Origin of the sequence: Anaerocolumna jejuensis DSM 15929, from assembly GCF_900142215.1 — a bacterium.
Classification (GTDB): Bacteria; Bacillota; Clostridia; order Lachnospirales; family Lachnospiraceae; genus Anaerocolumna; species Anaerocolumna jejuensis.
Map to the genome: position 1 here is coordinate 26,081 of NZ_FRAC01000032.1, position 17,731 is coordinate 43,811.

The 17,731-nt window shown below is 42.2% G+C and carries 17 protein-coding genes and 1 riboswitch; of the genes, 11 read left to right on the top strand and 6 right to left on the bottom strand.

Going from position 1 to position 17,731, the window contains the following annotated elements:
- Window positions 1–41 precede the first annotated feature (41 nt).
- Window positions 42–413 (bottom strand): VOC family protein, encoded by a 372-nt coding sequence (locus BUB77_RS24200; protein ID WP_073279742.1) that lies wholly within the window; start codon window positions 411–413, stop codon window positions 42–44.
- Window positions 414–734: 321 nt separating this feature from the next.
- Here BUB77_RS24200 and BUB77_RS24205 point away from each other — a divergent pair, with 321 nt between their 5' ends.
- Window positions 735–1,217: a glutathione peroxidase gene (locus tag BUB77_RS24205; RefSeq protein WP_073279744.1), complete on the top strand. Its 483-nt coding sequence runs from the start codon at window positions 735–737 to the stop codon at window positions 1,215–1,217.
- A 473-nt stretch (window positions 1,218–1,690) separates the two neighbouring features.
- On the opposite strand, the gene BUB77_RS24215 is transcribed toward BUB77_RS24205, so the two are convergent.
- On the bottom strand, window positions 1,691–3,409 hold the full coding sequence (locus BUB77_RS24215) for an ATP-dependent metallopeptidase FtsH/Yme1/Tma family protein (RefSeq protein ID WP_073279748.1): 1,719 nt from the start codon (window positions 3,407–3,409) through the stop codon (window positions 1,691–1,693).
- Window positions 3,410–3,618: 209 nt separating this feature from the next.
- The gene (locus BUB77_RS24220; protein WP_073279750.1) at window positions 3,619–4,632 is read right to left on the bottom strand and encodes a substrate-binding domain-containing protein; all 1,014 of its coding nucleotides are present in this window, start codon (window positions 4,630–4,632) and stop codon (window positions 3,619–3,621) included.
- A 208-nt stretch (window positions 4,633–4,840) separates the two neighbouring features.
- A riboswitch (Lysine riboswitch) is annotated at window positions 4,841–5,022 on the top strand.
- A gap of 102 nt (window positions 5,023–5,124) precedes the next feature.
- Between BUB77_RS24220 and BUB77_RS24225 the strand changes: the two genes are divergently transcribed.
- From BUB77_RS24225 to BUB77_RS24235, 3 genes are all read left to right on the top strand, one after another.
- Window positions 5,125–5,976: a transporter substrate-binding domain-containing protein gene (locus BUB77_RS24225; RefSeq protein ID WP_073279751.1), complete on the top strand. Its 852-nt coding sequence runs from the start codon at window positions 5,125–5,127 to the stop codon at window positions 5,974–5,976.
- Window positions 5,977–6,060: 84 nt separating this feature from the next.
- The gene (locus tag BUB77_RS24230) at window positions 6,061–6,825 is read left to right on the top strand and encodes an amino acid ABC transporter permease (RefSeq protein ID WP_073279753.1); all 765 of its coding nucleotides are present in this window, start codon (window positions 6,061–6,063) and stop codon (window positions 6,823–6,825) included.
- A 26-nt stretch (window positions 6,826–6,851) separates the two neighbouring features.
- Entirely contained in the window at window positions 6,852–7,589 is a 738-nt protein-coding gene (locus BUB77_RS24235; RefSeq protein ID WP_073279755.1) for an amino acid ABC transporter ATP-binding protein, read from the top strand.
- Here BUB77_RS24235 and BUB77_RS24240 read toward each other — a convergent pair whose 3' ends face one another.
- The 3 genes from BUB77_RS24240 to BUB77_RS24250 form a co-directional block, all read right to left on the bottom strand.
- Window positions 7,590–8,546, bottom strand: a complete 957-nt coding sequence (locus BUB77_RS24240) for a multicopper oxidase domain-containing protein (protein WP_073279757.1) — start codon at window positions 8,544–8,546, stop codon at window positions 7,590–7,592.
- A gap of 26 nt (window positions 8,547–8,572) precedes the next feature.
- Window positions 8,573–9,859, bottom strand: a complete 1,287-nt coding sequence (locus BUB77_RS24245) for a glycoside hydrolase family 18 protein (RefSeq protein ID WP_073279759.1) — start codon at window positions 9,857–9,859, stop codon at window positions 8,573–8,575.
- Between the two features lie 69 nt (window positions 9,860–9,928).
- Entirely contained in the window at window positions 9,929–10,393 is a 465-nt protein-coding gene (locus BUB77_RS24250; RefSeq protein WP_073279794.1) for a MarR family winged helix-turn-helix transcriptional regulator, read from the bottom strand.
- A 329-nt stretch (window positions 10,394–10,722) separates the two neighbouring features.
- On the opposite strand from BUB77_RS24250, the gene BUB77_RS24255 reads away from it, so the two are divergent.
- The 7 genes from BUB77_RS24255 (at window position 10,723) to nifE (ending at window position 17,662) form a co-directional block, all read left to right on the top strand.
- A complete protein-coding gene (locus BUB77_RS24255; protein WP_073279760.1) occupies window positions 10,723–11,268 on the top strand; it encodes a glutathione peroxidase in 546 nt (181 codons plus the stop codon).
- 383 nt (window positions 11,269–11,651) lie between these two features.
- Window positions 11,652–12,473, top strand: a complete 822-nt coding sequence (gene nifH / locus BUB77_RS24260; RefSeq protein ID WP_073279762.1) for a nitrogenase iron protein — start codon at window positions 11,652–11,654, stop codon at window positions 12,471–12,473.
- 20 nt (window positions 12,474–12,493) lie between these two features.
- Window positions 12,494–12,820, top strand: coding sequence for a P-II family nitrogen regulator (locus tag BUB77_RS24265; protein WP_073279764.1), 327 nt, complete (start codon window positions 12,494–12,496; stop codon window positions 12,818–12,820).
- Window positions 12,821–12,839: 19 nt separating this feature from the next.
- The gene (locus BUB77_RS24270) at window positions 12,840–13,223 is read left to right on the top strand and encodes a P-II family nitrogen regulator (RefSeq protein WP_073279766.1); all 384 of its coding nucleotides are present in this window, start codon (window positions 12,840–12,842) and stop codon (window positions 13,221–13,223) included.
- Window positions 13,224–13,238: 15 nt separating this feature from the next.
- Window positions 13,239–14,828: a nitrogenase molybdenum-iron protein alpha chain gene (nifD, locus tag BUB77_RS24275; RefSeq protein WP_073279767.1), complete on the top strand. Its 1,590-nt coding sequence runs from the start codon at window positions 13,239–13,241 to the stop codon at window positions 14,826–14,828.
- Window positions 14,829–14,830: 2 nt separating this feature from the next.
- Complete coding sequence (locus BUB77_RS24280; protein ID WP_073279768.1) at window positions 14,831–16,195, top strand: nitrogenase component 1; 1,365 nt, start codon at window positions 14,831–14,833, stop codon at window positions 16,193–16,195.
- Between the two features lie 123 nt (window positions 16,196–16,318).
- The gene (gene nifE, locus BUB77_RS24285) at window positions 16,319–17,662 is read left to right on the top strand and encodes a nitrogenase iron-molybdenum cofactor biosynthesis protein NifE (RefSeq protein ID WP_073279769.1); all 1,344 of its coding nucleotides are present in this window, start codon (window positions 16,319–16,321) and stop codon (window positions 17,660–17,662) included.
- Window positions 17,663–17,731: the final 69 nt, after the last annotated feature.

The window sequence follows — 17,731 nt, forward strand, 5'->3', positions numbered from 1 at the left end:
GAGTTTACACGGACTTTGAAACGGTCTCGTATTGCTCTTTTTTAGTCAACCATTAAGAACCACTTAAAACCAAATTTGTCTTTTAATTCACTCATACAGGTCGCAAAGGCTGGCTTATGAGGTGCTTCTATAACAGTACCACCTTCTTTTAAAATATCAAATGCCCTCTCGACATCTGCAACTGTGTCAAATACCACAGCAAGGAATAAGGAATCTGCTTGAATTCCCTCTCGTTCTGTGCCGCCATCAGACAATCTAATTCTTTGTTTTCCAATTCGGGCTTCAGTATGATATATAAGGTTTGTTTGTTCATCTTTTCCCTGCCAATCAACTTCTAAATTAAAAGCTTTTTTATATAATGCAATCGCTTCCTCACAACGACCACCGCAATGTAATGTTGGTATAACAATCAAAATCTTCACCTCCCAAAATATAAAGTATATCCAGTATGCGTCTTGTAAACAATCGTAAACTAAAGATATGGTAATATTATACAGTATAAGATTGTTTTAAATCAATATATTTGTCATTTACATCTTTATAAAAATGAGCATAGAAAATAAAGGGTCATTAACAATGTCTTCTTCATCAAACTTGAAATATTTATTATTCAGGACTCCACTATATAAAAACTTCATAAAATGCTTGACAAATGCAATCAAATAGGGTATATATAAATTATATTGTAAACAATTAAATTATAAAAAATATAAAAAATAAACAGGAGGCCTATTATGGAATTTTATAATTATTCAGCAGTAAAAATGGATGGAAAGGAACATTCTATGGAGGAATACAAGGGGAAGGTATTAATTGTAGTGAATACAGCCAGTAAGTGCGGCTTCACTCCCCAGTTCAAGGATTTGGAAGAGTTGTATGAGAAATATAAGGCAGATGGTCTGGAAATAGCAGGCTTCCCCTGTAACCAGTTTGCCGCCCAGGACCCAGGAGATAATGATGAAATACATTCCTTCTGCCAGTTAAATTACGGTGTTTCCTTTGATATGTTCCAAAAGGTAGATGTGAACGGAAGCAATACCCATCCTCTTTATAAATATCTGAAAAATGAAGCCAAGGGTACCTTGGGAAGCAGTATAAAATGGAACTTTACGAAATTTCTTGTTGACAGGGAAGGAAATGTTGTAGAAAGATTTGCACCCAATGTAAATCCAGGCAAAATGGAAGATAAGATCAAGGAATTGCTTGGGAAAAACTGATTACACGAATTTAATAAAAGGCATATTGAATTAGATAAAATTAGGAGTTCCTGTAATTGATGTGGAATACCAAGATTAATATGTAAGATGCCAAGATTCTAATGAAGTAAGAAATTATTACAAAAGATAAAATTATAGATCATAAATAAATCAAAACCATATAAGGAGCAAAGGTTATCTTGCTCTCTATATGGTTTTTGAATAGCAGGACAGCTATGTTTATTTTGTAACTGTTCTTCTCTGTAGTTTCAGCGCACAGTACTTTGAATGCAGTTTTTGCGTAGGGTTCTTTAGGCACAGTTTTTATGCACAGCTCTTTGTACACATTTTGGGGTATGGTTCTTTGTAAACAGTTTTTTCGTCCAGTACTTTGTACATATTTTTTATGCGGTTCTTTATACACAGTTTTTGCGCATGGTTCTTTACACACATTTTTTACACGGTTCTTTGGGCACATTTTTTTCGCGGTTTCTTTACGCACAGATTCTGTCTATATCGTCTCCATTTAAGGATTCTTTCTCCAGAAGTTCTTCTGTTATTTTCTCAAGTAAGTTAAGATGGCTTTCTAACAGCTCCTTGGCTTCATCATATAATTCCTTCATCTGAAGGCGGCATTTGGAAAGAAGTTCTTTATCCATGGTATCTTCCAGGGCTGCCTGGCTGAACATACCCATCTCGTCATCCATGCCGTACCTGCTCATATAGTTATAAAGGAGGGTAGAAGCTTTTTCAATATCATTGCTTGCTCCGGTGGTAATATCATCCTTGCCGAATATAAGCTCCTCAGCAGCTCTGCCTCCCAGTAAGACCATGATTTCTGAAAGTATCCCCTGCTTTGTTTTGAACAGGGTATCCTTTGGAATTGACAGGTTGAAGCCGCCTGCTCCTCTGACACTGGGAATTATGGTTACCTTGGATATATACTGGTCAGGAGTCAGAAGCTTCGTAACCAGGGCATGTCCTGCTTCATGGTAAGCCGTTATTTTTCTATCCCTTTCGGAAATATAGCTGCGGTCCATAACAGGGGCACCGGCGATCACGGAATAAAAGGCCTTATCCACATGCTCCTTAGCAATAACGGACTGTTTATCGTTGGCAGCATTGATGGCGGCTTCGTTCAGCAGATTTTCCAGCATTGCTCCGCTGAAATAGACCGTGGACTTTGCCAGGCTGTCCAGATTCACGTTATCGGCAAGGGGTTTTTCATTGGCATATAAGCTTAATATCTTTTTTCGGGCATTTACATCGGGAAGACCGATTTCTACCTGTCTGTCAAAGCGTCCCGGCCTTAAAAGTGCATCATCCAAGGTGTCCAGCCTGTTGGTAGCTCCGATTACTACAATACCATTATTATCGTGAAAGCCTGACATTTCTGTCAGCAGTGCGTTAAGTGTCTGATCACGCTCATCATTGCTTGCATTGGCGTTTCTGGCACGTTTTTTACCGATAGCATCGATTTCGTCAATAAAGATAACAGCTCTTTCGCTTTTCTTGGCTTTATTAAAGAGGGAGCGGACACGGCTTGCACCTACACCGACATACATTTGGACGAAATCAGAGCCGCTCATGGCATAAAAGGGTACTCCGGCTTCCCCTGCAATTGCTTTTGCCATCAATGTTTTACCTGTTCCGGGAGGCCCGTATAAAAGAACTCCATTTGGCATTCTTGCACCGACACTGTTATACTTTTCAGGGTCCTTGATAAAAGAAATGATATCCTCGACCATCAGCTTGGCTTCTGTGTTGCCGGCTATCTGGTTAAAGGTAATGGATGGTGCTGAAGGCGTTTTCTTTGAGGAATCCGAAATTAGAGGCTTATCACCGCCATTCTTTCTGATAAAGAAGAAAATGGCACTTCCTGCTGCTACAAGGAAAAGGATCTGAAGCATTCGAAGAAAAATGCTGTTTTCCGTGTAATTAATTTTTATATTATGAAGCAGAAGATATTCTGTAAAGTTCTCCGTTTTAGGATCAGGGATGTTATATTTTTTCAGTCCGTCCTTCTCGATCATGGCGTGAAAAGTGGAACCGCCCGGTGTAATTGTAACAGAATTTACCTGACCATTTTCCGCTGCCTGAAGGAAAGAGGGGTAGGACATATCCGTACTGCGGTAGTTTAAATTCTCAAATCCAAGGGCGCCCACGCAGAATATAATAAGCGCACCCAGGATGAACCAATATAATTTCTTCATGTAATATCCTCCCGGTCGTGAATGTAGTTTACATAATCAATAGGACTATTATAGAACAATATATACCATAAATCTACAAAATATTACTGGAAAATATGAGCGTTTATGGCAGTAAAGTAGGAAGGATACCTGTTTTTGAATGTTAAATAGAAAATAAATAGTAATAAAAGTTGTTGTTCAGGATAAAACAATTGAAAATGTATGTATGCTTAAGGCAGATAGGGGGTGGGATTACCGCTTGAATCAATCAGGTTTATCTCAACAAGAAGCATCTTGTCAACCCAGTCATCAAACCGTATATGCTGGCCAGTCAGCAGTTCATATGCAGTTTGTGCTCCTAAGGAGCCCATTTCATAAGGATTCTGGGCAATGGTACCTTGCATGAGACCTTTCTTTATGGCATCTATTGCGGCAGAATCACCATCAAAGCCAATCAGCATAATCTTTCCGGTCTTGCCGGCTTCCTCCAGGGCTCTTGAAGCTCCCAGTGCCATGCGGTCATTTTCACTGAAAACCACAGCCAAATCGTCCCCGTAGGAGGAGAGAATCTCTTTCATTGCCTGATACCCTAAATCTTCTCTGGAATCGGCTCTGATTTCTGCCACTACGTTATATCCTCTGTCATTCATAACCCTTTTAAAGGCGTCGCCTCGTTTATTGGCATAGGTTGCTGTTTCTTCTGTTTTGATGATTGCGGCATTTTTGCTCGTAATATTATTGGTGCTGATTAATCTTAAAGCGTATTCAGCAGCCAGGACACCCCCTCCGTAGGAATCGGAAACAATAAAGGCATCATAGAGGGAATCTCCCGTTCCGATATCGACAATAACAAGAGGAATGCCGGCGTCCTGGGTCATGGAGGATATGATTGGCATGGCATCGGGATTGATGGGGGATATGACAAGAGCGTCAATGCCCTGGGCTATCAGATTTGTTACACCGGATATCATCTCGGAAGTACTGCTTTTCTGATTGTGTGTAATTACATTCATGCCAAGTTCTTTTGCCTTATCAATTAAACCATTCTGCATTGTATTGAAGAATTCATAATCACTGTTATATACGGACCAGCCAATAGTATAAGGCTTAGTGTTTAAATTTGTGCCGTTTGCGGGAGAGGTCGTCTGATTGTTATGGGAAAGATGGTCATATAATAAAAGAAGGAGAAGAGTAGCCGTAATCAGGATAAGACCATGTATAATTTTTCTTATAGGTTGTTTCATTGCACCAGGGCCTTTTATTGGTATATTTCCTAATATATGCTTAAGTTTCATTCAACATACGAAACTAAAATTCTTTTTCAGGAGAGTAAAAACTGCGGATGGCAGCATTTTCATGTATTATATGAAGAAAAAATGATGCAGGAGGATTGACAAGCCAAGACTTGTGTTGTAAGATAAAAAACATAAATTGAATATGACCTCACTATGGCAGTGAGGTAGAGGCGCGGTATTTAACAGTCTTAATTGGAGCAGAGGAGCTGGGAAGATTGAGAGAAGGAAATATCGCCGAAGTGGTTATGCATCCTCAATGCATACTGCTGGGTCTGCAGTTAACAGCTGCAGGACTGTCTTATCAGACTACCCAGTCTGGTAAGTTGTGCTATCTCATCTGGGATTGTGTGGGCTGTTTTTAGAAAGTCCTTTTAGATTTAAGGGGACTTTTTTTATTGTACATTACCCTGTTAAAGGGACGAATTAAAGGAGAGATGAGCTATGAAAAAAAGATGGATGGCAATATTGGCAATGACCTTGTCCATTGCAGCAATCCTAACTGCCTGCGGTACCAAAGATACCAAAAGTACGGGAAGCCAGGACGGAGAGGATGCCAATGCTGATGTATTCCGTGTAGGGATGGAGTGCGGTTATGCACCTTTTAACTGGACACAGTTAGGTGATTCCAACGGGGCAGTGCCAATTGACGGTGCTTCCGAATATGCAGGCGGGTATGATATTGAGATTGCCAAGAAAATTGCAGATGGTATGGGCAAGAAGCTTGTAGTTGTTAAGACAGAATGGGACGGACTTTTACCTGCTTTGACCTCAGGAAAGATTGATGCCATTATTGCCGGTATGTCACCTACTGAAAAGAGAAAAGAAACCATAGATTTTTCAGATAATTATTATAAATCAAATCTGGTTATGGTAGTTAAGAAGGGCGGTGCTTTTGAAAAGGCAACCTCCATTCAGGATTTTAAGGGAGCCAAAATCACAGCTCAGTTAAATACCTTCCATTATACAGTAATTGACCAGATTAACGGGGTTAAAAAGGAAGCTGCGATGGATAATTTCCCTTCCATGAGAGTTGCATTGGAGTCCGGTATCATTGACGGATATGTTTCCGAACGTCCGGAGGGTGTCAGTGCTTCTAATGCCAACGATAAATTCGTCATGGTGGAATTTAAGGATGGTTTTCAGACATCGGATGATGATACGGCAATTGCTGTCGGCTTGAAAAAGGGCAGTGACTTAACAGCCAAAATAAATGAAGTTCTTGCGGGAATTTCCGAAGATGATCGTACAAGCATTATGGATACCGCTATAAAGAATCAGCCGGCAGCTAAATAGCCTTTGCCGGAAAGAAAAATTTCGCAGAGGAAAAACCGGGTGTGATGTCTGCAGCCGGTTTTTCTTAGAGTTTGGAGGAGAAGGATGAGTTTTACACGAATAGCACAAACATTTGCTGACTATTGGCCCATGTTCCTGCGGGGCTCCTGGTCAACCTTATACATATCAATTATCGGAACCGTTATAGGCTCCTTCATAGGTCTTTTGATAGGAGTTATCCGTACCATTCCGGTACCGGAAAGAGGAGTTAAAAAGATAATAATAAAGATAATCAATGCAATTCTTTCTGCTTATATCGCACTGTTTCGCGGTACGCCCATGATTGTACAGGCTGTACTTATATACTACGGCTCTGCCGAAGCTCTGCACATAGATATGAACAAGACCTTTGCGGCTATCTTTATTGTTTCCATCAATACCGGTGCCTATATGTCCGAAATTGTAAGAGGCGGTATTATATCCGTTGACAGGGGACAGTTTGAAGCGGCACAGGCAATCGGAATGAATCATATAAAGACCATGCGGTATATCGTTATGCCCCAGGTAATCCGTAATATCCTGCCTGCAACGGGCAACGAGTTTGTCATTAATATTAAGGATACCTCTGTGTTAAGTGTAATCGCCGTATCAGAGCTGTTTTACCAGTCGAAGTCAATTGTAGGTACCACCTTCCATTATTATGATACCTTCTTTATAACCTGTATCATTTACTTTATTATGACCTTCACTGTTACCAAGATTCTCAGATTTGCCGAGAAGAAACTGGACGGACCGGATAATTATATACTGCTTGGCAACCAGATGCAGGTTGAAAAGCCGGAAGACGGTGCAAAAAGGGCAGCAAAATAAGGATAGAAAGGAAAGGAAGGATAATTATGGATAATTTAATTGAGGTAAAGCATTTAAGCAAATCCTTTGGTGAACATGCTGTATTAAAAGACATTGATTTTAGTGTGAACAAAGGGGAAGTAATCTGTATCATAGGTTCCTCCGGTTCCGGTAAATCAACACTTCTCCGCTGTATTAACCTGTTGGAAAAGCCCTCGGGCGGAGAGATATTTTACAATGGTGAAAACATCCTGGATGACAGGCATGATATTTATAAATACCGGACAAAATTAGGTATGGTTTTTCAGCAGTTCAATCTTTTTAACAATTATAATGTGCTGGACAACTGTGTGATAGGACAGCTCAAGGTCCTTAAAAGGAACAGGGAAGAGGCGAAGGAAGTTGCCCTGAAATATTTGAAAACGGTGGGAATGGAGCAGTTCGTCAATGCAAAACCAAGACAGCTCTCCGGCGGCCAGAAGCAAAGGGTGGCAATTGCAAGAGCTTTGTCCATGGAGCCGGATGTCATGCTCTTTGACGAACCCACTTCAGCTCTTGATCCGGAGATGGTCGGCGAAGTCTTAAAGGTTATGAAGGAGCTTGCAGGAATGGGACTTACCATGTTGATTGTAACCCATGAGATGGGTTTTGCAAGGGACGTAGCGGACAGAGTCGTATTTATGGACCAAGGGGTCATTGCGGAAGAAGGTAATCCGGAAGATATCTTTAATAATCCAGCTCAGGAAAGAACAAGGGAATTCTTAAGCAGGGTTTTGGAAGAATAATTAAAAATATAAAATATTGGACATGATACCGCCCGGGAAAACGCCGTTATTGGACTGATGAAATACCGCAGTTGCATTAATCAGCCACTTTCCCGGGTTATTTGCTGTCAATGCGATGTCGGTGCGGACGCCGGAATTAAACTCCAGAGTATCATTAACAATATCCATGTACTGGTTATCCCTTGAGAAGCCGTTAATGGAAAGAACCCGGAAATGATGACCCTCCAGGTGAATCCAGCCGGCTTCTCCGGCCTTTGAAAGAAATCGCATCCGTACCTTATCGCCGTCGCATAAATAGATGGGAGAGGTATAGGGATAGCACCTGCCGTTCAGGGTAAAAAAGTTCGGATTTCTGTGGAACATGTCGGGGGTATAGCTGCCGGGTATGATTTTACCCAGGGGCAGTTCCGATACCTCCCATTGCTGCATCAAAAACACAAAATCCTTATCCGGGATATCGTCTGCTTCTAAAGTATCCCCAAAGGGAAGTATTATAAGAACACCAATAAGCCCCAGAGAGACTTGAAAATCCTGTGAGGAATGGTATAGAAAGGCACCTGTTTTGTCACATAGAAGCTTGTAGGTATAGGATTCATCAGGATTAATAATCGGCCCGTTGTAATTAAAATCCGGTAAGCCTATAATCGCACCGGGTTTGACATAGCCCTGGATTGTAAGATTTGTAGGAACGGAGAGTTTATTTTCCAACGTTAAAAAAAGCCATTCACCCTGCCTCATGATAATTACTGGGCCGGGTGTTTTTTGGTTGTAGCCAAAAGCATTCAGAGTGATTTCAGGCAGAATTTTCTGTTCAACCGGTTCCGCCCGAAGGCTGAAACGCCGGACTTTATAGGAGTATTGATAGGGGGCTATATCCATGTCAGGTGCCATAACATGGGATTCCCACTTGTAATGCAGATTATTGGAATCTATCAAATTATCAATTTGTCTTTCCATTTTTGAAACCTCTGAAAAATTAGACTTTAAAGAACCTTAGCAACATTAAACAGGTTATTTACCACAAGCCACATCCCTGGGAAATAGTTCATGATCTGCCATACGCCGGCACCATTTAATTTAAACTCCGGTATCAGACGGTATTTGGCATTCATGCTTCTGGCATCGTCAAACCATACGACGTGCTCCACTCCATCGGAATTTGTATAGTAGTAAAAAGGAGCCTGGGAGGCTTCATCGAACTGGATGGTAACACCATATTGCACCCCTCTTTCAATGGCCTGCACATTGCTGATAGTCTCTGCTTTGGATTGGCCTTCAACGTAGGGAAGAGGCCAGTCATAAGCATAGTTCGGCATACCCATAAGGATCTTATCAGGGTCAATGACGGAGACGCCGTAGGAAAGAACTCTTCGGACGCTGTTTAAGGGAGCGGTTGCCATAGGGGAGCTGTAAGTGTAGCCCCATTCATAGGTCATCAACAATACCTTGTCAGCAATAGCGCCAATTCTCGGGTAGTCATGGGCCTGGTAGAGAAGTCCGGCTTGTTCACCGGAAGTTTTGGGTGCCAGTGCAACTGTTAAAATATATCCGTTAGGCTCCAGCTTGTTTTTTAAAGCAGAAATAAAGCTGATAAAGCCTTCTTTGTCTTCGGGACGAACAAATTCAAAGTCAATATCAACACCGCTGTAATTTTTATTCTGGACATTGGAGAGAATATTATCTATGAGACGGCTTTGGCCCTCCGGGTTTGTAAACATTGCATGGGCGATTTCGTTGCTGAAATTACCGCCTGCATCCATTGGAGCCAGGACCATGAGAGGGGCAACGTTATAATCTCTGGCCAGTTGGATCAATTCTGTATCGTCAATTGGGATTAAATCACCCTCCGGTGTAAAGCCATAGGTAAACAGGGACAGATAGGTCAGGAAGGGAAGAGTTTTTCTTAAGACTGTCCGGTCGATGTAGGGGTAGGCATAGGCATTAATCACGATGTCGCCAAAGTTTTCATCACGGCGAAAGCGTATAACAAGTACAGTTCCCGGAATCAGGAATTCTGTGTTGGCTATCCAGGGATTATTTTGAAGGAGCCTTGTAGGGGTGACGCCATATTCTTGTGCAATGCCATATAGAGTGTCACCCTCTGCTACTGTATGAATTACTTCAGGAAATTGTATTACGAGACTTTGACCGACCAAAAGATTATTGGCATTTGTTAATTCGTTATCTGTAATGATTCTGTTGGAGGTAACACCATATTGATTTGCAATAGAGGAAATGGTATCACCTGGCTTGACAACATATATGGTCATAGAACTTAAAACTCCCGCTATCAGACTTTATAATCAATGTATGCAAAGATGGCAGGGGTGTGATAACTTTTATTCCTCATCTGTAAGAAGTTCCATGATGGAATGAAGGTTACCGATGGTCTTGGAAATAGTCTCTTTGTCAAAGCGGACGGAGCATACAAGGTCTTTTGGAACATTAATTGCCAGTGACTTTAAATCGCGGCCCTTTTCTGTCAAGGTTATAACAACATTCCGTTCATCATTAGAGCTTCTGACCCGGTTAATTAAATTCTGGGCTTCCAGCTTTTTTAAGAGGGGTGTTAAAGTTCCGGAATCCAGATATAGCTTATTACCCAAATCCTTAACAGTTAGATTATCTTCCTCCCATAAGGCCAGCATAGTAATATAACCGGTATAAGTCAGGCCAAGAGGCTCTAAGATAGGCTTATATTTTTTTATTATTTCTTTCGAGCAGACATATAGCGCAAAGCAAAGCTGATTGTCAAGCCTGAGGATTTCATCGCCGGATGGAGTTTCATTTATTTTATTTTTCATATTTATACCCATTGCATATCCCAGCCAGGCCAGCAGACCGGTCTGTGATACTGCCACAAATAAAAATAAGTGAAAGAAGCTGTAAGTGGCATCCTTTCAAAAATAATATTTTCTTTCACTCTTATATTTATTGCATACCGCTGTCAGGCCAGCAGACCAGTCAGCGATATTGCCATAAATAAAAATGCAAATAAATTTTATGCAATTTAATAGTAATAAAAAACCAGTAAAATGTCAATAGTAAGTATTGACAAAACAAATAATATTTTATACAATCTAATTAAGATAAATAAAATCAAATCAACTTAAATTTGTGAAGGAGGATTATTATGACAGTACATGATTTTAAAGTAAACAATATAAAGGATGAAGAAATCTCATTGGACGCATACCGCGGAAAGGTGCTTTTAATTATTAATACCGCTACAAGGTGCGGTTTTACACCTCAGTACGATGAGCTGCAGGATCTTTATGAGAAGTACAAGGACGAGGGTTTTGTAATTCTTGATTTTCCCTGCAACCAGTTCGGGGCACAGGCACCGGGAAGCAATGAGGAAATCCACAGCTTCTGTGATGCCAAATTCGGAATCACTTTCCCCATGTTCTCCAAAATAGAAGTGAACGGAGAGAATGCGCATCCTTTGTACAAGTTCCTTGTCAGCCAGAAAGGCTTCCAGGGCTTTGACGAAGCACATGAATTAACTCCCGTTTTAAACCAGATGCTTAAGAAAGATGATCCTGACTTTGACAAAAAGCCCAGTATCAAATGGAATTTCACCAAATTCCTGATAGACAAGGAGGGAAATGTGGCTGCCAGATTTGAGCCTATGGATGATTTAGGCTATGTAGAAGGCAAAGTAAAGGAACTTCTTTAATATTTAAGAGATTGACAATTAGAGTATAATTCTATATACTTAACCATAAGTTAAATGTGAAGAGGCTGCAGACGGTGTTTGCAGCCTCTTCACATATAAGGTTTTCTTTGGGCGAGGGAACAGTAGTAATCAAAATATTCATCAATTTACTAGGTGAAATTGTAAAAAAACAGAAAGAAATCAGTAAAATGATTGACAGATTAATGCATTGAAAAGGAAACACCTAAATGATAAAATCTCATCAATAGAAATTGCATGCACTCTATCAGACAGAGACGTCATTACGAAAGTAATGGCGTTTTTTATTGGCTGTAATGACTGCCTTGCTAGCAGTTACCAGGCAAAACCACTAACAACATTCTTTGTTTAAGGAGGATTTTCGTATGAGACAGGTCGCAATTTACGGCAAAGGCGGAATCGGTAAATCAACAACGACACAAAATTTGACAGCGGGCCTTGGTGAGATGGGCAAAAATATCATGATTGTAGGGTGTGATCCCAAAGCGGATTCAACAAGACTTATACTGGGCGGTCTGGCACAAAAAACAGTTCTGGATACATTAAGGGAAGAAGGAGAGGATATTGACCTTGATTATATCCTGAAGGAAGGCTTTTCCAATATCCGCTGCGTAGAGTCCGGTGGCCCGGAACCCGGTGTCGGATGTGCAGGCAGGGGAATTATTACCTCCATCAACCTGCTGGAGCAGTTAGGTGCTTATACGGATGATTTGGATTATGTATTTTACGATGTATTGGGTGACGTTGTATGCGGCGGCTTTGCAATGCCAATCCGTGAAGGAAAAGCACAGGAGATCTACATTGTGGCTTCCGGTGAAATGATGGCCCTTTATGCAGCCAATAATATCTCAAAGGGTATTCAGAAATATGCCAATACCGGCGGTGTAAGGCTTGGCGGGATTATCTGCAATTCCAGAAAGGTTGACGGCGAAGCGGAACTGGTGGCTGCCTTTGCAAAGGAGCTTGGTTCCCAGATGATACATTTCGTACCCAGGGATAACATGGTACAGAGAGCAGAGATTAATAAAAAGACTGTTATAGACTTTGACCCCACAGTGAACCAGGCCGATGAGTACAGAGCACTGGCGCAGAAGATTGACGGCAATGACATGTTCGTAATACCAAAGCCCATGAAGCAGGAGAGATTGGAAGAGCTCTTAATGGAGCATGGCTTAATGGATATCTAAAGGAGAAGGAGGTACCCCTGATGTTATTAGTAAGAGCAATTATCAGACCTGAAAAAGTCGGTGCAGTGTTATCGGAGCTTTTAGCCGCCGGTTATCCTGCTGTTACCAAAATGGATGTTTATGGACGCGGAAAGCAAAAAGGCGTGAAGGTAGGAGAGATATTTTATGATGAGATTCCCAAGGAAATGCTTCTGATTGTGATAGAGGATGCAGATAAGGAGGATGTGGTAAAAATCATTATGAAGTATGCAAGAACAGGTGAGACCGGACATTTTGGTGACGGCAGAATATTTGTAAGTCCTGTAGAAGAGGCTTATACGATCAGTACAAAGAAAAAAGGCTTGTAGAAAAGAGAGGTCGGCTACTATGAAGGAAGTTATGGCAATTGTCAGGCAGAATAAAGTAAACGTTACGAAGGAAGCGTTAGCCTCTGCCGGGATACCGGCTTTTACCTGTAGAAAGGTATTAGGCAGGGGAAAGAAATTAATCGACATGAACCTGATTACTACTATTGTAGAAAACGGTGAGCTTCCCCTGGATTCTACCGGTGAGCATTTATCGGAAACTACAAGGCTGATTCCCAAAAGAGTTTTTACCCTTGTAGTGGAGGATGCTCAGGTGTCAAAGGTAGTGGATGCCATTATGGAGGTAAATTCGACGGATAATCCCGGAGACGGCAAGATATTTGTACTTCCCATCTATGAAAATTATCAGGTGCGTAACGGGGAAGCAACAACAGAAGCATATTAAAGGAGGTGGCTGGTAATGAGTGCAGTTGATAAAGTTCTGGATCAATATAATTCCCGTGTCTACAAGAATAGAAAAGAACACATGGTGGATATCGGAAACAATGAAAACGATAACCAGATTGCAGCGAATGTGCGTACCATACCCGGCATTATTACTCAGCGCGGCTGCTGCTATGCAGGCTGTAAGGGCGTTGTATTAGGGCCCATTAAGGATGCCCTTCAAATAGTCCACGGGCCTATCGGATGCTCCTTTTATGCCTGGGGAACCAGACGGCATAAGGGAAAGAAAGAGGAAGGCGTGGACAATTACCTGCAATACTGTTTCTCAACGGATATGCAGGAGCCGGATATCGTATTCGGCGGTGAAAAGAAATTAAAACAGTCAATTACGGAGGCGATGGACTTGTTTCATCCTTCCACCATATTTATCTGCTCTACCTGCCCGGTAGGATTAATCGGTGATGATATCCATGCCGTAGCCAAATGGGCGGAAAATGAGTATGGCATCAAGTGTATTGCATACAGCTGTGAAGGCTATAAGGGAGTAAGCCAGTCGGCAGGACACCATATTGCCAATAATCAGATTATGCGTTATGTAATTGGAGAAGGTGACAGGGAAGTAAAGAATAAATTCTCCGTTAACCTCCTGGGAGAATACAACATCGGCGGTGACGGCTGGGAGACTGAGAGAATCCTGAAGCGAATCGGCTATGAGGTAGTTGCGACCTTTACCGGTGACAGCAGCATGGAGGATTTAAAAAATGCCCACAGGGCCAATTTAAGTCTGGTACAGTGCCATCGTTCCATTAATTATATTGCGGAAATGATAGAAGAAAAATACGGTACTCCCTGGATGAAGGTTAATTTTATCGGAGTAAAGGGAACCATTGGGACCCTAAGAAAGATTGCAAAATTCTTTCAGGATGAGGAACTTATCAAAAGGACGGAAGAGGTCATTGCCGATGAGTTGGGTCTCATCCAGGATGATATGGCATATTACAAGAGTAAGCTTAAGGGGAAGACTGCCGCAATCTATGTAGGCGGCTCCAGAGCCCATCACTACCAGTTCCTTCTTCATGACCTGGGTGTCAATACCGTGCTGGCCGGCTATGAATTCGGTCACAGGGATGAATATGAAGGAAGAGAAGTACTTCCCTTTGTAAAGCCCGATGCGGACAGCAAGAATATTGAATCCATCACGGTAGAGCCGGATACGGAAAAGTACCATCTCTATCTTCCCAAGGAAGAATTGGAGAAGCTAAAGGAAGAAAAGGTTATTGATTACTATGGCGGTCTGGTAAAGGATATGCCCGATGGTACCTTTATGATTGATGATTTAAATCATTTTGAAACAGAGGAATTCTTGAAAATATTAAAACCGGATATCTTTTTCTCCGGAATTAAGGACAAATTCGTGGCACAAAAAAGCGGTATCCTTTCAAGACAGCTCCATTCCTATGATTACAGCGGACCCTATGCAGGCTTTCGGGGAGCTGTGAATTTTGCAAGGGATGTAACCATGGGTATCTATACCCCGGCCTGGAGCTTTGTAAAGGCTCCCTGGAAAACCGTTCCGATTCTTACAGGAACCTTTGGAGGTGAATAAGAATGCTTGATTATACAAAAAAAGAACTCTATGACAGAACAGCCCTTCGCGTGAATCCCGCCAAGACCTGCCAGCCCGTGGGGGCCATGTATGCAGCACTCGGCGTACATGAATGCCTTCCTCACAGCCACGGTTCCCAGGGGTGCTGTGCCTTCCACCGGATGTATCTGACAAGGCATTTCAAAGACCCTGCCATGGCAGCTTCCAGTTCCTTTACGGAAGGTGCTTCCGTATTTGGCGGCGGCAGTAATTTAAAGACAGCGGCAAAGAATATCTTTGATATTTATAAGCCTAAGATTATTGCAGTGCACACTACCTGCCTTTCCGAAACCATCGGAGATGACCTGAATGCCATTATTCAAGGCATCGACATTCCGGAAGGCAAATATATTGTGCATACCAATACGCCCAGCTATAAGGGCTCCCATATAACCGGCTTTTCCAATATGGTAGGAAGCTTTATCAGCTATTTATCGAAAAAAAGCGATAAGAAAAACGGAAAGACAGCCATTATCCCGGGCTTTGTAAATCCCGGTGATATGAGGGAGTTAAAGAGGATCGCTGAAATCATGAAGGTTCCTTATACCATGCTCCCGGACACCAGCGGCGTAATGGACAGTCCCATGACTGGAAAGTTTGAGATGTTTCCCAAGGGAGGAACCACCGTTGAAGAAATCATTGAACTGGGAGATTGCATCGAGACCCTTGCAATGGGCAAATTCGCCAGTGAATGGGGAGCCCAGAGCCTTAAGAAAAAATGCGGCGTTCCTTATGAAGTGCTTCCCATGCCTATCGGAATAGCGGAAACGGATAATTATATCATGGCTCTTTCCTCCATTTCTAAAATCGAGGTTCCCTATGAATTGGAGGAGGAACGGGGACAGCTGGTGGATATTTTAATTGACATTCATCCATATACCTATAATAAAAAGGCTGCCATTTACGGAGATCCGGATACCGTACTTGGACTGACAGAATTCCTGCTGGAGATGGGCATGATTCCTAAATATGTCCTGACCGGAACTCCGGGGGAGGCTTTTAAAGACGAGGCGGAGAAATTATTTGAAAAATACGGTATGAAGGACTGTACGGCAAAGGCCTCCGGTGATTTGTATGAACTGCACCAGTGGATTAAAAATGAAGGTGTGGATTTGCTTGTAGGAGGAACCCATGGAAAATTCATCGCAAGAGCGGAGGATATTCCCTTTGTAAGAGCCGGATTTCCGATTATTGACCGCTATGTTCATTCCTATATGCCTCTGGTTGGCTATAAGGGAGGCATGAGATTGGCGGAGCTGATTACCAATGCCCTGATGGACAGACAGGACAGAGACTGTGCGGAAGAAGATTTCGAAATGGTAATGTAAGTGCAGGTTAGTCATATACAGAACAATAGGAAACTCCCGTACCGTGACGATTGTGTCATTTTGCGGGAGTTGTGCTTATTTAAAGAGCAGTACAAAAGGAAAATAGCGGAAAGGAGCCTGACTATGGGAAATGCAGAGGTATTAGAAGACAGAAAAAAATTTATCTATGAAAAAGAGGAAGGCTGCGGCGGAAATGGAATGAGGTGTGATACCGACAGCGTATCCGGTTCCGTCAGCCAGAGGGCCTGCGTTTACTGCGGAGCCAGAGTTGTGTTAAATCCCATAACAGATGCCTTTCATATCGTCCATGGTCCCATCGGCTGTGCCAGCTACACCTGGGATATCAGAGGAAGCTTATCCAGTGGCGATGAGCTCTACCGCAACAGCTTTTCCACGGATTTAAGAGAAGCGGATGTCATATTTGGCGGAGAAAAGAGGCTCACCCTGGCTATTGATGAAATAGCGGAAAAATATCATCCAAAGCTTATCTTTGTCTATGCCACCTGTATCGTAGGTGTGATTGGAGATGATGTGGAGGCAGTCTGTAAGGTCATGTCTGAAAAATACAATATGCGTGTGATTCCGGTAAAATCCCCGGGCTTTTCCGGTAACAAATCCCTGGGGTATAAAATTGCCTGCAATGCCATTATGGAGCTGATCCTGCCACATCATCCTCCTAAAGGGAAAGGGATTAATATCCTTGGGGATTTTAACCTGGCAGGGGAGCTCTGGATTATCAGGGATTATCTGAAGAAAATCGGAATACCGGTGGTCACGGCCTTTACGGGGGATTCCAGTTATGACACCCTTATAAAGGCTCCTTCAGCCCGGTTAAATATCGTACAGTGTGCAGGCTCAAGTACTTATCTGGCAAACCGTATGGAAGAGGAGATGGGAATCCCTTTTATTAAGGTAAGCTTCTTCGGCATTGAAGACACTGCCAGTTCCCTCATCCGCATTGCAGAAGCACTAGAGGATGAAGCGGCAAGACAGAAGGCAATTGATTTTGTACGGGAAGAAGCAGAGAAACTGGAGGACTTCTTAAACCTGTATAGAAGGAACCTCAAAGGCAAACGGGCTGCCATCTATGTAGGAGGCGGTTTTAAGGCCATTTCCCTTATAAGGCAGTTTAAGGATTTAGGGATGGAGACTGTTGTGGTAGGGACTCAGACAGGGAAAAAGGATGATTATGAAATCATAGCCGGTCTGGTTGATAAAAATACTGTAATTTTAGACGATGCCACACCTTCCGAGCTTGAAAAATTTATGAAGGAAAAAAGGGCGGACATTTTAGTGGGTGGGGTCAAGGAAAGGCCCCTGGCCTATAAGCTGGGGATTGCTTTTTGTGACCATAACCATGAAAGAAAGCATCCTCTGTGCGGGTTTGATGGAGTTGTTAATTTTGTGAAAGAAATTAACAGCAGCATGAATAATCCTGTCTGGAACTATATCAGAGAGGAATTATAGCAAACTTGCATCAATTTGATATTCAGGAAAGGAGTTAGGTTGAAAAATAAAAAACATTTTTCAACTACG